15 protein-coding genes, 2 pseudogenes and 2 CRISPR repeat arrays (1 of these 19 cut by a window edge) are annotated in these 14,791 nt (G+C 45.9%); of the genes and pseudogenes, 2 read left to right on the top strand and 15 right to left on the bottom strand.

Annotation, left to right across the window (positions count from 1 at the left end):
- A CRISPR array of direct repeats spans window positions 1-294; the repeat unit is 30 nt; unit sequence GTAGAATTCCATCCCGTTGGGAATTGAAAC; it reaches 326 nt to the left of the window's first position.
- Window positions 295-727: 433 nt separating this feature from the next.
- The 15 genes and pseudogenes from QZ176_RS07650 to dsbD form a co-directional block, all read right to left on the bottom strand.
- Window positions 728-1,270: a hypothetical protein gene (locus tag QZ176_RS07650; RefSeq protein ID WP_295152514.1), complete on the bottom strand. Its 543-nt coding sequence runs from the start codon at window positions 1,268-1,270 to the stop codon at window positions 728-730.
- Between the two features lie 247 nt (window positions 1,271-1,517).
- A complete protein-coding gene (locus tag QZ176_RS07645; RefSeq protein WP_295152512.1) occupies window positions 1,518-2,000 on the bottom strand; it encodes a hypothetical protein in 483 nt (160 codons plus the stop codon).
- A gap of 328 nt (window positions 2,001-2,328) precedes the next feature.
- The gene (mrdA, locus tag QZ176_RS07640; protein WP_295152510.1) at window positions 2,329-4,149 is read right to left on the bottom strand and encodes a penicillin-binding protein 2; all 1,821 of its coding nucleotides are present in this window, start codon (window positions 4,147-4,149) and stop codon (window positions 2,329-2,331) included.
- Entirely contained in the window at window positions 4,146-4,634 is a 489-nt protein-coding gene (locus tag QZ176_RS07635) for a hypothetical protein (protein WP_005869105.1), read from the bottom strand. The genes mrdA and QZ176_RS07635 overlap by 4 nt, the downstream gene beginning before the upstream one ends.
- Window positions 4,601-5,422, bottom strand: a complete 822-nt coding sequence (locus QZ176_RS10470) for a GNAT family N-acetyltransferase (protein ID WP_306528396.1) — start codon at window positions 5,420-5,422, stop codon at window positions 4,601-4,603. The genes QZ176_RS07635 and QZ176_RS10470 overlap by 34 nt, the downstream gene beginning before the upstream one ends.
- A 112-nt stretch (window positions 5,423-5,534) precedes the next feature.
- Window positions 5,535-5,897 (bottom strand): annotated as a pseudogene (locus QZ176_RS10465) (YihA family ribosome biogenesis GTP-binding protein); the annotation flags it as partial.
- 237 nt (window positions 5,898-6,134) lie between these two features.
- Window positions 6,135-6,434 (bottom strand): annotated as a pseudogene (locus QZ176_RS10460) (GTPase); the annotation flags it as partial.
- Window positions 6,431-6,946: a lipopolysaccharide transport periplasmic protein LptA gene (gene lptA / locus QZ176_RS07615; protein WP_295152505.1), complete on the bottom strand. Its 516-nt coding sequence runs from the start codon at window positions 6,944-6,946 to the stop codon at window positions 6,431-6,433. The gene lptA and the pseudogene QZ176_RS10460, both read right to left, overlap by 4 nt.
- A complete protein-coding gene (gene lptC / locus QZ176_RS07610; protein WP_291937575.1) occupies window positions 6,910-7,443 on the bottom strand; it encodes an LPS export ABC transporter periplasmic protein LptC in 534 nt (177 codons plus the stop codon). Before lptC ends, lptA begins: the two co-directional genes overlap by 37 nt.
- Before the next feature lie 55 nt (window positions 7,444-7,498).
- Window positions 7,499-7,987: an HAD-IIIA family hydrolase gene (locus tag QZ176_RS07605; RefSeq protein ID WP_295152504.1), complete on the bottom strand. Its 489-nt coding sequence runs from the start codon at window positions 7,985-7,987 to the stop codon at window positions 7,499-7,501.
- A gap of 86 nt (window positions 7,988-8,073) precedes the next feature.
- The gene (locus QZ176_RS07600) at window positions 8,074-9,021 is read right to left on the bottom strand and encodes a substrate-binding domain-containing protein (RefSeq protein ID WP_295152502.1); all 948 of its coding nucleotides are present in this window, start codon (window positions 9,019-9,021) and stop codon (window positions 8,074-8,076) included.
- Between the two features lies 1 nt (window position 9,022).
- The gene (locus tag QZ176_RS07595; protein ID WP_295152500.1) at window positions 9,023-9,160 is read right to left on the bottom strand and encodes a hypothetical protein; all 138 of its coding nucleotides are present in this window, start codon (window positions 9,158-9,160) and stop codon (window positions 9,023-9,025) included.
- A gap of 8 nt (window positions 9,161-9,168) precedes the next feature.
- Window positions 9,169-9,591 carry a hypothetical protein gene (locus QZ176_RS07590; protein ID WP_295152499.1) on the bottom strand — a complete coding sequence of 141 codons (423 nt, stop codon included), beginning with the start codon at window positions 9,589-9,591 and terminating at the stop codon, window positions 9,169-9,171.
- A 261-nt stretch (window positions 9,592-9,852) separates the two neighbouring features.
- Complete coding sequence (gene hisB / locus QZ176_RS07585; protein WP_295152497.1) at window positions 9,853-10,431, bottom strand: imidazoleglycerol-phosphate dehydratase HisB; 579 nt, start codon at window positions 10,429-10,431, stop codon at window positions 9,853-9,855.
- 48 nt (window positions 10,432-10,479) lie between these two features.
- Complete coding sequence (gene dsbD / locus QZ176_RS07580; protein ID WP_295152495.1) at window positions 10,480-12,450, bottom strand: protein-disulfide reductase DsbD; 1,971 nt, start codon at window positions 12,448-12,450, stop codon at window positions 10,480-10,482.
- A gap of 108 nt (window positions 12,451-12,558) precedes the next feature.
- Here dsbD and ppk2 point away from each other — a divergent pair, with 108 nt between their 5' ends.
- Together ppk2 and QZ176_RS07570 are read left to right on the top strand one after the other, a co-directional pair.
- Window positions 12,559-13,461: a polyphosphate kinase 2 gene (ppk2, locus tag QZ176_RS07575; RefSeq protein WP_295152493.1), complete on the top strand. Its 903-nt coding sequence runs from the start codon at window positions 12,559-12,561 to the stop codon at window positions 13,459-13,461.
- A 127-nt stretch (window positions 13,462-13,588) separates the two neighbouring features.
- A CRISPR array of direct repeats spans window positions 13,589-14,145; the repeat unit is 29 nt; unit sequence GTAGAATTCCATCCCGTTGGGAATTGAAA.
- A 291-nt stretch (window positions 14,146-14,436) separates the two neighbouring features.
- Window positions 14,437-14,682 carry a helix-turn-helix transcriptional regulator gene (locus QZ176_RS07570; RefSeq protein WP_040303199.1) on the top strand — a complete coding sequence of 82 codons (246 nt, stop codon included), beginning with the start codon at window positions 14,437-14,439 and terminating at the stop codon, window positions 14,680-14,682.
- Window positions 14,683-14,791: the final 109 nt, after the last annotated feature.

The raw sequence follows: 14,791 nt of genomic DNA, 5'->3' as shown, positions 1-14,791 counted from the left end.
AGGTAGAATTCCATCCCGTTGGGAATTGAAACCTTCAAACTCGGCGCGGATCGTATAGATGACTTTGCGTAGAATTCCATCCCGTTGGGAATTGAAACCTTTGCCTGCGTCCTTTTTCTAAGGCATCCATAATGGGTAGAATTCCATCCTGTTGGGAATTGAAACTGAGATTTGCAAGTAAAGTCAAAGCATTTTTGCAGTAGAATTCCATCCCGTTGGGAATTGAAACTGAGGAAATTTTACGCCTAACCTACGGCGATCTTAGTAGAATTCCATCCCGTTGGGAATTAAAATGCTCTATTTAAAATTTCATTTGTTCCTCTTACATAGTAGCATTCTATAGAATTTACCGAGCCGAATTCTGCCTGATAAAATTTTTACCAAATAAAATTCCGGCTTAGATTTTAAAATTTATCGAGCAGGGTTCCGCATCCCAGAGCTTAGAATTTCAAATTTAAGAAGCAGCGACTTCAAGCTGCGTGGTTCGAAACACGAGAATTTTATATTATAAAATTTGAAATGCCGACGAGCTTTAAAATCGAAGTCGATGATCGAAATTTCAAACCTCGAAACTTAAAATTTTAAATCTGAAGCGGAGGCAAATTTTAAGATCATTTCAAAATTTACCTTTTTAAATTTACATATCTCGAGCTCTATTCATAAAATTTTGCGTATTAATTTACGCAAAATTTATCCAAACAAAAACGATCTCATAAGCTTATCCGCATTAAATTTTATCTCTTCCTTTTAGAATAAAAACCATCGCAGACGCGATTATTAGCGACGATAAAGCGCTTATAATCATTATGTTAAAATTAAAATTTGAGCGATCAAACAGATGACCTAACCAAGTCAAATCAGCTTTTGCCAGAATTATCACAGCTAGCGAATAAGTATAAAATAGACTTATAAAAAATGCAGATGCGCCGGATATTTTATCCAGTAGAATAAAAGCCTTTATTTTAGAAAATACTAAGCAGCAGATGATTAAAGGCAAAATTACCGTCGCGCAAAATAGATACAACACCATAGCGCCAAAAATATCGCTTTCGCTATCGCTCGCCTCTTCGTGCCACGTTAGTTCAAAAGCTTTTAAAACGATAGAAAACGGATGCGCGATATCGTAACCGCTATACTCCGTCAAAAAAACCGCATCTATGCTAGCAAATATAATACCCAAGCAATCTATTGTGAAAAAGAGCAAGGCGATCCAGAATAAAATCCTCACCCCTTTTAGCTCAAAACATTTTTTAATAAACTCTTTTATCACCCTAGCCCCTAATTTATAGCTTTTAAGATCAATTCGGCTTTTATACCGCGTTTCATTTCGGCACTTTTAAAGAGCTTTTGTCGTGATCTCTCATCAAATTTTAGCCTCAGCTACGCTAAATTTTAAAATTTACCGAGCTGAATTCTGATCGGATAAAAAACTATTTATCCTTTTCTTGCATCTATTAACGTGACTTTATAATTCTCACCTTGCTTATTGTTCTCGTGTCATTTTTTATCCTTTATATTTAATCGTGCAGAAAAGTTACGACTTCGTGTTCTTTTGGAACATATTCCCTATTTTCAATACCGCCGCTACCATACTCAGACAAGGCTTCATTTAAAATTTCATAAATTTCATCCATTGAAATATCTCCAATGTCAGAATTTATGCTTTGGAATTTATATTTGACCTTAAATGGATTTTCCGTGAAATATTTACTCGTTGTCTCATCATAAATTCGCCTTATATCAAGCTCGATTTCTCTACCTTTATAATAAAGCAGCCAAATCTCCTCTCCAGTATATCCGTCTCTTGGATCAGGCAGATGCGGGCTACAAACAAAGATAAGCCAAATATCTCTTTGCCTGTCGATGACCCAGTCTAACCACTTTATTTCATTAGGCCCCTGTGGATCATAATGATATTTTGCCAAGCACTGATCTACACGATTTATAATATCATATTTCTTAATATCCTCTTTAGAAATATATTCCGCAACAAACGCCATTCTCTCCTCCTCAAAATTTAATTCTCGGATTATACTACGATATATTTATATCCGCCTATGCGCTAATATATAATGTATTTAAAATTTAAAACTGCTTTGATCTACTCAATTTTAAGGTCTTTTGCTACTCTAAATTTTAAAATTTAAAATCTGCGAAGGACGGGTAAAATTCTAAATTTCAAAGCCCCCCGCACTGCGCTAAATTTTAAAATTTCAGACTCACAGAAGCGGATAAATTTTAAAATTTTAAACCTATGGGGCTAGATAAAATTCCAACTCCGCGAAGGACGAGCAGAATTCTAAAATTTTAAAATTCTAAAATCCCATCCTACTTCGTCTTCTTTGCGGTATCTTTACTGGTCGTTGCATTTGCGTCGATGTAGCCCATCTGGGCGAGCTTTTCGTAGATTTGCATTATCACGGGACCTGCCGCGCTTCCGCCGCCGCCGCCGTGTTCTACGAGCACGGTTACGGCATATTGCGGCTTGTCGTACGGCCCAAAGCTCGTCATCCAGGCGTGCGAGCGGTGGAAGTAGTCCATATCGGCCTCTTTCATTCGCTTCTTGGCGGTCTGCGAGATGCCTACGACCTGCGCGGTGCCCGTCTTGACCGCTAGAGGCACTACTGCGGTATGGATGAGCTTGTAGGCTGTGCCTCCGTCGGGGTTGTTGCCGACCTCATACATCCCGCGCCGCACGAGGGGTAGCTGCGCCTTTTCTTTCGGCGTGAAAAGCTCGGTAGGGGCAAATTCTACCGGCTTGCCGTCGATACTTTTTAAAAAATGCGGCGTGATAGCCTTGCCCGAGGCGATCTGCGCGGTGTTTTTAGCTACCTGCATAGGGGTGACAAGCACGTCGCCCTGGCCGATCGAGGCATTGACAGTCTCACCCTGATACCACGCGCGCTTAAATTTCTGCATTTTCCAGGCCTTATTAGGCATCGTGCCTACAAACTCATTTGGTAGATCGACGCCTGTTTTACTACCAAACCCCAGACGCTGCAGATACGCGGACATATAGTCGATCCCCACTAGCAGCGAGCCTTCATAAAAATACACGTCGCAGCTGCCTTTAATTGCTTCTACTAAGCTCACGCGGCCGTGACCCCAGCTCTTCCAGCAGCGAAATTTACGCCCTCCAAGCTCTATCGCGCCGCTACAAAACACGCTCCAGTTTTCGTTGATCTTGCCGCTGTTTAAAAAGCTCATACCTACGGCCATCTTAATGACCGAACCGGGCGGATAGAGGCCGTTTACGAGCTTATTCGTAAAAGGATGGCGCGGATCTTTTATCAACTCGTCCCACTGCGCCTGTGAAATTCCGCCCACGAAGGTGTTTAGATCGTACTCGGGGAAGCTGCCCGCTGCGATAATAGCGCCGTCGCGCAGATCCATCACGATCGCTACGCCGTCCTTATCTTTAAAAATTTCCTCGAGGTATTTTTGCAGCTCAAGATCGATGGTAAGCGAAATTTCGCTGCTGCTGGGCTCTTGCATCGAGATCTCTTCTACGACCTGATTTAGCGCCGTAACCTTCGTTTTGCGTTCGCCCTTGCTGCCCTGCAAAAGCTCGTTATAATACCCCTCGACGCCGCTTCTGCCGTTGTATCCGGTAAGCGCGCTTAGGGGGTTGCTTTGGATATCCTTTTTATTTGCGCGGCCTACGTAGCCGATGATGTGCGAAGCCAGCGCGCCGTAAGGGTAGAAGCGCTGCGAAGCGGGCGAAATTTTGATATTTTCGTGCAGGCTCAAGCTCGCGAAATGCTGTATCGTGGCGTTGTAGTCCAAAAACGGCACGACTTCGATAAAGTCTTGATTGTAAGCGGAATTTGCGTCCTTGTAGCTCTTGCTCATCGCGGTGACGTTGAGATCTTTAAAGTAGCGCGAGATGTTATTTAGCTCGCTTTGCAGCGCGGCGTCTTTTAGATGCGGCGCAATTGATAGAGAAAAGCCGAGATTATTTATCGCGAGTGGGCGACCTTTGGCGTCTAAAATTTGACCGCGCACCGGCGGGATGTATTCGGTAGAGATGACGTTGTTTTTAGCGACCTGTTCGTAGAATTCGTTCGATTTGATCGAAAGATAATAGATTCTCACCAAAAGCATGCTAAAAAATAGTATCACGAAAGCAAATACGAACTTCAGCCTCATACCAACCGCCCCTTAAAAAAGAGCAGAGCGAGCAAAATTTCAATCACGATGTAATTTAAATACTCGCCGCTTAGAGGCAGATACTCGCTCTTTTTGATCGCCGAGATCGCGTTGCTCACCACAAAGACCAAAACATAGCTGATCATCACGTAAAAGCAGATCAAAAAATTTCTAAATTTAATATATTTAAATGAGTTTTCATAGACTACGAAATAAAATATACAATACGCGATAGCCACGCTAAATAGGTTAAATCCGTGGATCTGCTCGGCGCAAAACAGATAAAAAATAGAGAAAAACCAGCTAAATCCGAACTTTTTAAATTTCACGTCGTTTTCATATTTTTGCACCACCATCGCCGTGAAAAAAAATCCGATCAGCGGCGGCAGCCCCCTATACACCGCACTTAGAAGCAGGTAGAAAAGAACCCCCGCGCTAAAAAGCGTGTCCGCTATAAGGTATAGATAAGTGCGATTTCGTTGCATACCGGAAACTTTTTGCATTTAATACAATCGGCCCAAATTTTTTGTGCAGGCAGCTCGTCCTTTGGGATTTCGATAAAACCGAGGCGTTCAAAAAATTCTTTTTGATAGGTGAGCGTAAATACGCTTTTTAGCCCATAAAATTTCGCTTCGCCGAGCAGCTCGTTTACGATAGCTCTGGCAATGCCGCGCCTGCGAAACTGCGGAGCGACGATGAGCGAGCGCACCTCGGCAAGATCTGCGTTAAAAATTTTAAGCGAAGCAAAGCCCGCCAAAATTTCCGCATCTTTTGCGGACTGCGATTCGCAAAGCTGCGAAAAATCATTCTGAAAAACGCCCGCGCTTAGCGAATATTCGCTCCGTAAAATTTGCTCTTTGCCCGCTTGTGCGCGGCTCGCCTCAGATACGACCTGTGCTTCGCTTTGCGGCGTAGCTCGTTGCGACATAAAATTACCCGCGATATTTTCGGCGGAATTTTCAGTAGAATTTTTGGCAAAATTTGCGGCGGAGCTTTGGATTAAATTTAAATCCGAATTGCGCACTAAATTTGAATCAGAATTCCTGGCTAAATTTAAATCGGAATTTTCTTTAGAATCGAAACTCAAATTTTCCTTGGAATCAAAGCTTGTATCCGCCTTAGAATCGCAGCCGAACGCCAGCACGTATGAGCGGATATTGGCAGCTATCTCATCGCTTTCAAGCGGCAAGATTACGCCGTTTTGCACCTCCTCTTTTACGAGCTCCTGCATACGCGAAATGTCGCAAAGGCGCGCTTTTTTTAGCCGTATCATCTAAAATTTTCCCTAATCTTCGCGCAATTTTCGCGGTGCATTTTATATCCGCTAAATTTAATTATTTTGAAATTCTGCGCCGCGAAATTTTGCGTATTTAAATTTAGAAATTTCATAATCCAAACGCCCCGCGCACGATGATTTCGCGAGCCTTCACAAGCCCGCTACCCTTTAGTGTAGAGACCAAAATCGCCTGCGGATCGTGCCTCAAAAGCTTTGCGCGCTCGCTTTGATTGAGCTTGTCGGCTTTGGTGTAGAGCCTCACGACCTTTTGATCGCCGCGCAGAAAACTAGCGAGATAGTTTTGTAAATTTTTATCTATTGCAAGATCAAACTGCCTCGCGTCTATGAGATGGACGAAAAGCTTGATATTTAGGCGCTCCTTGATAAATTCGTCGAGATTTTTTTGCCAGATATAATGCAGTTTTTTGCAGACCTTAGCATACCCAAACCCGGGCAGATCCACGAAGATCAAAGAGATATTTTCCCCCAAGCTCGCAAGATCCGAAAAGGCGCGATTGCCCGCTAAATTTAGCGCAGATCTGCCTGTAAAATTTAATTCAGAAATTTGCGCGGAATTTGGCGTCAAACCTGCTGTAGGATTCGTCTCGCGATCCGATCCAAAATCCGCCGAAACGCTTTTTAAATTTAAAATAGAGTTCTGCTTTAAATTTCGCTCAGACGCCGCAGCGTCCGCAAAATCTCGCGCGCAATTCGCAGCCGAGTTTAAAGCCTCTTTGCTTGCCAGATCGGGCGGCGTTTTGGCTTGCGAGCCGTCCAAATCTGCGGCAAGCTTTTGTTTAAATTTAACTTCAAAAAAATTTATCAGTTGCGTTTTGCCGGGGGTCGAGCTTGATTTGGCTAGATTTTTACGCCCGGTAAGCGCGTTTATCAGGCTACTTTTGCCGACGTTTGAACGCCCCAAAAACGCCACTTCGCTCATCGCAAACTCGGGCGCACCCGCGATATTTGCGGCGGAGGTGATAAACTGCGCGCTGCTAGGATAGATCATTTGTTTTGATCTTCGACCTGAAAGATCAGACGCACGGGCTTTTTCTCGCCGCCGCCGCTCTTTACTTCGTAGGTGCCCTTTTGGCGATTTACGATGATCTTATCGCCGTAAACCTCCTTTTTGGTCTCGGCCTCGTGCAGATAGGCGTTGTTTTCGAGCGTGTAAGCCTCGATAGTCGGATCGTAGGTCAGCACGCCGCCCTTGCCGTCATAATGCTTCTGATTGAGTAAAATTTTAAAATTTGCGTTTCCCGTCGCGACGTATTTGGTAGGCTGGCGCTTGGCATCGAAGTAGATCGTCACTTTGTCAGAATTTAGCGTATCGTAAGCGCCCTTTTTGATATGGACGTTACCCGTTAGGACGCTGATCTGCTTGATCTCGTCGGCGAAAAAATTATCCGCCGTGACCTCGACCTGCTCCTGCGCGGCGCTGAGAGCTGACGCGCCAAAGCCCGTAATTAGCGCGCCTGCGAGTATTAGTTTGTGGAGTTTTGATCTTTTATTAAATACCATGCGTGGATTCCTTTTGAGTTTGTTTGTTTGGTTTTGGTGTCGTAGCTTATGCTTGCGCCCGTGATACGGTCGCCGCCTTGGCGCAGCACGTACGGTACATCGGAACGGACGATCTTGCTGCTCGTATCGTAGATGATCTCCTGCGCCGTGTAATCAAAGCCTCTACTGTTTACGTAATGCGCGTCGCCGTTAAATTTTATCAGCTCGCCGGCACGCGTCGCGGTTTTTGAAACCAAAGTGTGATTCAGATCCGCGCTAATCTCCTCGGCTTTAAAATTTACAAACTCGTCGCGATCCTTATAGCGCGTGCCGCTATCTGCGGTAAATTTAGCATCCACGCGCTCGCCGATCTGATAATCCACGATCTTTTTCATCTCCATATTCGCAATGCTTAGATCCTGCCTAAACATATCGCTAAAATACGGCGTCTGCACGCTTAGAAACACCATCGCGACGCAAAAGATCGCAATCGCGACGTAGAAAATTTTTATCACCATCGCTCGGCTCCTTTTGATCTACGCAGAATTTTGCCCCTCGCGCGCGCTTGCGAAATTACAGCCATTTGCTATTCCACTCTTCGCGCATGTCATTTTTATCGACGAGTATTTCGATCATCTCGCGCACCGCGCCGCAGCCGCCGTTTTTGCTTAGCACGACGTCCGCTTTTAGCGAGCTTAGCGCATCGGCGGGCTTGAAGCTGATCGCGACCGCATTTAAAAGCTTCGCATCATTTATATCATCGCCGATCGCAGCGGCCTCATCAAAGCTTAGGTTAAAATTTTTTAAAATTTGCTCCGCCCTTGAGAGCTTATCTTTTTCGCCTTGAAAGAACGTATCGATCTTTAGCTCACGCGCGCGATTTGCGACGATCTGCGAGCTTTTGCCGGTGATGATCGCGACCTTTAGTCCCAGCCGCTGCCACTCCTGGATGCCAAACCCGTCTTTTACGTTAAATTTCTTCATCTCTTCGCCGCCGTTTGAATGATACAGCCCGCCGTCGCTAAGGCAGCCGTCTACGTCTAAAAATATGATCTTTATCACTTCGTTTTCCGTTTTTTGAAATTTTGTGATTTTAACGAAATTTGGCTGAATTTTTAGCAAACGCCGTATAAATTTAAGTTGCGATCTTAGCCCTTAATCGGCACGTAGCCGCTATTTTCGATGATGCTTTGCCCCTGCGGCGAAAGAATCCAATCTATCAGCGTGCGGATATTTTCGTTTTTGTTATTTTCATCGTAAACCGCGTAAATTTCGGCTACAAGCGGGTATTTGCGGCTAGCGATATTTTCTTTGTTCGGATACGCGCCGTTTAGGCTAAGCATCTTCACGCCGCCGTTTTGCACGATCCCCTCGACGTAATAGCGAAACGAAAAGCCGATTGCACTGCCGAAAAAGCCCGTGATCTTGCGCTTAGGCTGCGTTTCACCCATAAATTTTAAAAACGCGCTCTGGCTGCCGCTGCCTGCGTTTCGCTGCACGGCATCTATGTGCATGCGCTCGCCGCCGAGCTGCGACCAGTTGCTATATTGCCCCGAATAAATTCCTCGCACCTGATCCACGGTTAAATTAGATACTTTGTTATTCGCATTTATGATAAAGACGAACGCCTCCAGTCCGATCGGCACGAAGCGCAAGCGCACGCCCTTTTCCTGCGCATAATCAAGCTGCTGCTTCGAAGGGGCGGCGACGAAAATGAGATCCGCCTCGCCGTCGCTTATGGCCTTGTACGCGCCGCGGGTATTGCTAAATTTAAGCTTGCTAACATTCGTGAAATTTTGCCCGTCAAATTCCACGCTGTCCTTCGGATAGTTCGCCGCGACGAACGCCGAAAAGACGGGATACAAAGCCGCTGCACCGTCAATTATGGGCAGATCGCCGCTAAGTTTTAAACTGGAGCTAACGCGCACGATCTGCGAGCCCTCATCAAACGGCAGAAATTTATGTAGCTCGATCGATTTGGCCTGCATCTCGGCGCTGCTTTGATTGACGTATCGCTTCACGACAAGGCGGTAAAACGCAAAATCGAAAGCCGCCAAGATAAACACCAGCAAAATGGCGATAATTGCACGCTTCATCTTAGTTTCCGTTTGCGATATAGGAGATGATCGAGCATTTGCTCTGCAGATACAGCGCCGCTGCGACTAGCGCACAAACGCTGATTGCCCACGCCGTAAAGATCGCGGCTAGCGTCTTTTTAAAAGCCCTGTCGCTCATTTTGTGCCTCACATATGCGCAAGCGCACTGTTAAGCAGCCATAAAAAGCCTATTAAGGCGGCTGAAAAGATTATGAATAAAAACGCGGAGAGGATCAGGAGATTTCTAATCTTTCTGCGCTGCTCGGGCGCGCTTTTAGCGGATTTAATAAATTTTACCAAATACACGATGAGGAAAATAAACGAAATTATCGGCAGCGCGATCAAAACCGAGATCGAGATGAATAGATCCGGCAGCCACTCAAAATATACCAGCGGAGTAAGGGTGCACAAAAACGCAACCGTCGAAATAATTAGAAATTTTTTATCTCTTTTATGGCGCTCCGGCTCGTCTTTTGATCTGATAAATTTAATCAAGCACGCGACAAGCCAAACAAAGCAGATCAAAAAGAGCACATTTAAAATCTCCATAAGCGATCCGAAAATATTCATTTTTTACCTTTAAATTTTAATATGCAAAGCGGCATTTTAGCGCTCTAGCGGTGTGAAATTTCATATAGCATAAGTTTGCGGTTTTCGCGGCGGGCGCAAATGCACCGCCAGCGCAAGCGATCTTAATAAAGCGGCGCGCTTTGCCCGAGCAAGGGCGAAATTTTGCAAATTTCAAGCAGCGGCGAGAGTAAAATTTCAAACGCCGATAAAATTACAAAACCGCGAATTGCTAATTTTGCTAAATTTAGCGCGCATTTGCCGCTATAAAACGCCCTTAGTGCTAGGCACGCCGGCGCGCTCGTTGATACTTATCGCGCGGCGGAATGCGACGGCAAACGCTTTAAACGCGGCTTCCGCCACGTGGTGCAGATTTTTGCCGCGAATCTGGCTTATATGCAGCGTGAAATTTGCGTTGAAAGCCAAAGCGCGAAAAAATTCCTCCACGAGCTCGGCGTCGAATTCACCGATCTTGCCGCGCTTTAGGCTAGGACAATCAAATACCAAAAACGCGCGGTTGGAAAAATCAAGCGCCGCAGAAACCGCCGCCTCGTCCATCACGACGACGCTATCGCCGAAGCGCTCGATGTTTTGCGCGGGATAGATCACCTCTTTTATCGCGCTTCCGAGCACGATGCCGCAATCTTCGACGCTGTGGTGAAAATCGACCTGTAAATCGCCCTCGCAGCGCAGGTTTAGATCGATCCACGCGTGCTTGACAAACGCGCTAAGCATATGATCAAAAAAGCCGATGTCCGTTTGTATCTGCGCCGAGCCGCGCCCGTAAAGCTCCAGCTCCAGCTCGATTTTGGTCTCTTTCGTAGCCCTATTTTTGCTTATCATCGCGCAATCCTTAAAACTAAATTTTGTTTGAAATCTATCTAAATTTCACTAAATTTCGCTTAAAATCTCAGCCAGCTTTTCGGAATTTACGCTGCCGATCTGGCGCAGGCTCGCAATCTCGGCGCCCTCTTTAAAAAACAGAATCGTAGGCGGACCGAATACGTTAAAATGCGCTTTTATCGCCCTATTTTGCTCGCTATCTTCGCTAAGATCGATCTTTAAAAGGCTAAATTTATCAAGCGCGCCGGCAAGCACAGGATCTGCGAACGCTCGCTCGCTCTGCTCGCAATTTTTACACCAGCTAGCCCAAAAATCCACTATCACGGGCTTTTTGGAATTTTCTATTTCGCCGCGCAGCTGCGCCAGATCGTGCACAAACGAAAAATGCGCGCCGCTTAAATTTTTAGCGCGAGAAATTTCGCCTGCTTGCAAGCTCTCGCCTCCCAAACCGCCGCTGGAATATCTCGTGCTTTGCGGGATTAGATTACCAAGCGGTCTGGAAAAATCTTTCGCGCCGCTGGCAAAGCCCGCAAGCAGCAGCGCCGAATATAGCGCGATTATAAGGGCCAAAGCGCGCTTTATCCCGCTCGCGCCGCCGTCAAACAGCCCTAAAAATCCTGCAAAGATCGCGCCTAAAACCGCGTAAATCAGCAGGCTTAAATTTTCGCCGATAAGCGTGCGCGAAATCCACACCGCCGTAAAAAGCAGCAAAAAGCCGAAAATTTTAGGCACCACCTCCATCCAAGCTCCGGGCCTAGGCAATGCGCCGCCGAGCCCCACCACAAGCAGTAGCGCGCCGCTTCCGAGCCCGAGCGCAAAAAGAGCCGCCGCGCCCAGCAGGACATCGCCGCTGCCCGCAATGTAAACGAGCGCGCCCGCAAGCGGAGCGGAGATGCACGGCGATACGACGAGCGCCGAGATGAGCCCCATCGAAAAAACTCCGATCAGACCGCCACTCTTTTCGCTTTTGCTATTTAAGAAGCTTTGAAAACGCGCGGGCAGGCGAATCTCGTAAAATCCGAACATCGAAAGCGCGAGCGCGGCAAATATGAGCGAGGTTAAGATCAGCGCGGGCGGAGTTTGCAGCAGGCCTTGTAAATTTTGCCCGAAAACCGCTACGAAAGCCCCTAAAATCGCATACGAGCTCGCCATCCCAAAAATATACGCAAGGCTTACGGTGAGGCTCGTTTTCGCGCTCGGCTTGGAGGAGGTTTTTGCCACTATGATCGACGAGAGGATCGGGATGAGCGGATAGACGCAAGGACTTAGCGAGAGTAGCACGCCGTAGCCGAAAAACAGCGCGATCGCCGCGATGAAGCTCTTGCCGCTAAGAACGTTTAAAATTTTATCCTGCTCGGAGATGGAATTTGCGTGCGGATTTTTGTGCGTGGAAGCTTCGTCGGAATTTATAGCAGTGTTTTCAGCCGAGCTTATCGCGGAATTTCCCGCTGCGTGCGAGTTTGTCTCAGGATTTGCCTCCTCGCCCGAAGCCTGAGAATTGCTTTTAAAATTTACAGCCCCGCCTTGTGCGCTGTATGCGGCAGAAATCTGCGCGGAATTTCCACCGCTTCGGTATCTTTTCAGCACGGAGTTTGAAATTTTGCTGATCTGATAGCCCTCCACCACGCGCTTGAAGCTAAATCCGAACTGCTGCGGCTGGTAGCAAAAGCCCGCTTTAGTGCATCCCAAAAAATCACCATTAAGCACGAAATCATCACTGTCTGCGGCATTTGCAAGCACGAGGCCTAAAGGCACGACGATGCTAAATTTGCCCTCGTAAATTTTATAATCCTTATATTCGGTCGCGGCGGGCAGGTTTATTAAATTCGTTACCTCTGCGCCGCCGATGAAAATTTTTATCTCGTTTTGATAGAGATAGACCCCGTCCGCGATATCAAAGCTTAGCGTTACGCCATCGCTTTGCGCCGCCGCGTTAAGCTTGAACGCATCGGAGGGTTTTAGGGGCTCGGCGCCCAAGCCTAAAAGAAAAAGCGCTGCCAAAATAAGTGATCTGATCAAATTTTATCCTTTGAAATTTTTTCCTACATTCTAACGTAATAAGTATGAATTTATAGTGTAATCTAAAGAACTTTTTTGTAAAATTCCTTAAAATTTTTAGGAGGCGATATGAGCAAAGAGATCAAAACCGAAACAGGCGAAATAGCGCTAAAAGAGATAGAATTTAAAAGCTCAAAGTACGAAAAAATCTCGTTCAAAGACTACGAAACGCTGCTGCAGAGATACCAGATCGAGCTTTTGAAGCTGCAAAAATTCGTAAAAGAGAGAGGATTGAAAATTTTAATTTTGATGGAGGGGCGCGACGCGGCGGGCAAAGGCGGCACGATCAAGCGCTTAACCGAGCATCTAAATCCACGCGGATGCCGTATCGTAGCGCTCGAAAAACCGAGCAACGTCGAAAAGACGCAGTGGTACTTCCAGCGCTATGTCGCGCACCTACCAAGCGGCGGCGAGATTGCGATCTTTGACCGCAGCTGGTATAACCGCGCGATGGTTGAGCCGGTGATGGGCTTTTGCACCCACGCCGAGCATAAAGATTTCCTGCGCCAAGTGCCTAAATTTGAGGAGCTTTTGGTAAGTGCGGGGATAATTTTGTTTAAATTTTACTTCTCAGTCTCCAAAGAGGAGCAAAAAAGGCGCTTCGAATCGCGCCGTACCGACCCGCTGAAGCAATATAAACTCTCGCCGGTGGATGCGAGATCACAGGAGCTGTGGAATCAATACACGCTCGCAAAATACTCGATGCTGCTCGCTTCAAATACCGAGTTTGCGCCGTGGACGATCCTTGATAGCAACGACAAAAAGATCGCGCGACTAAACGCCTTCCGCTGCATACTCTCGCGCATAGACTATCCCGAAAAGATCGATGCGAAGGAACTTGCGGTGGATCCAAACCTCGTGCGAAACGGCGCCAGAGAGATAGTCCTAATGGAGGATAGCCAAAAAAGCGAGGCTTGGCGCAAGCTGGAAAGCCCCTCCCGCAAGAACAAGAAGGATAAGAAAAAGGGTTAAATCTTGCCAATGAAGATTACTCGCTAAGAATTGCCATGGAGGCTTGCTTAGGAATTGCCTCATTAGGGATTATTTCCCAATAATAGAAAGGCATTGAATTTTACAGCTTTTCATTTAAAATCTTTAGCGGGATTTCCATCCCGTTGGGAATTGAAACTATTTGACCTAAGCGATGAGCTGCGCGGCCAAATAAAGTAGAATTCCATCCCGTTGGGAATTGAAACCGCCGAGCTGCCTTGCAAGCTCTCGCTCGTAAGCGTAGAATTCCATCCCGTTGGGAATTGAAACTCCTCTACAATAAATCTCACTTCTTTTCCATCTCGGTAGAATTCCATCCCGTTGGGAATTGAAACGAGCTTAAAGAGCTGGATTTGCAGCTTGCAAGGATGGTAGAATTCCATCCCGTTGGGAATTGAAACAAATCAATTAGGATATTGTTGCCATCGTTTTGGTCTAAGTAGAATTCCATCCCGTTGGGAATTGAAATGCGAACAGTCTTTTGCTTGTAGCTCGTCAAGCTCATCGTAGAATTCCATCCCGTTGGGAATTGAAACGGGCTCAGCGACGAGGAATACATAAAAGGAGCTAAAGTAGAATTCCATCCCGTTGGGAATTGAAACACTCTTTTTACCAGCGGATATGGCTCGGCATAGGGTAAAATTCCATCTTGTTTGTAATTGCTGCCAGAACCGATCAAAAAATCAAATCCCAAAAGCTTCGATATTAAAATTTCATCTATCCCGGTTTAAAAATTTAATGTGCCGCTCGATAAGATACCTGTTTGTGCATGCCGGTTTATCTTTACGGCATAACATGCAAAATTTTATAAAATTTTATGTTTATTTTATGCAGTATTCTGTATAATTCACACGGATAAACGAAGTGTTTTGCTATTTTTACTTATGAATAACACGATTTTTATTCATTTTATACGATTTTATGTATAATTAACGAATAAATTTGTATAATTTTCATATGTTAGAAACGAGCGATATATTCAACATTTTGCACAATGCCGTCGAAGCCAAAAATAACGGCAAAAAGATCTCGCACGCCGCGATGGCGCAGAGGTTAGGCGTGTCGATGCGGACGTATCAGGACTGGCGCTTGGGCACGACCAAGCCGCAAGCCGCGACCGCGATATGCCAGATGTTGTGCGAGCTCGATAGCGACGACGCTGCGTTTGTGCTGCATAAGATAAAAAAACTTATAGGAGAGTAGAGTGCAAAACATTACTTTGCAAGAAAAGCTGGATCTGCAGGGCGTCTTTCGCGTGATTTATGAGAAAAAAGAGTCGAAATTTGCGATCTTTTACAAGGCGGTTTTGAAG

Origin of the sequence: uncultured Campylobacter sp., assembly GCF_905373215.1 — a bacterium.
Taxonomy (GTDB): domain Bacteria; phylum Campylobacterota; class Campylobacteria; order Campylobacterales; family Campylobacteraceae; genus Campylobacter_B.
This window is presented reverse-complemented; position numbering and strand designations above follow the sequence as displayed.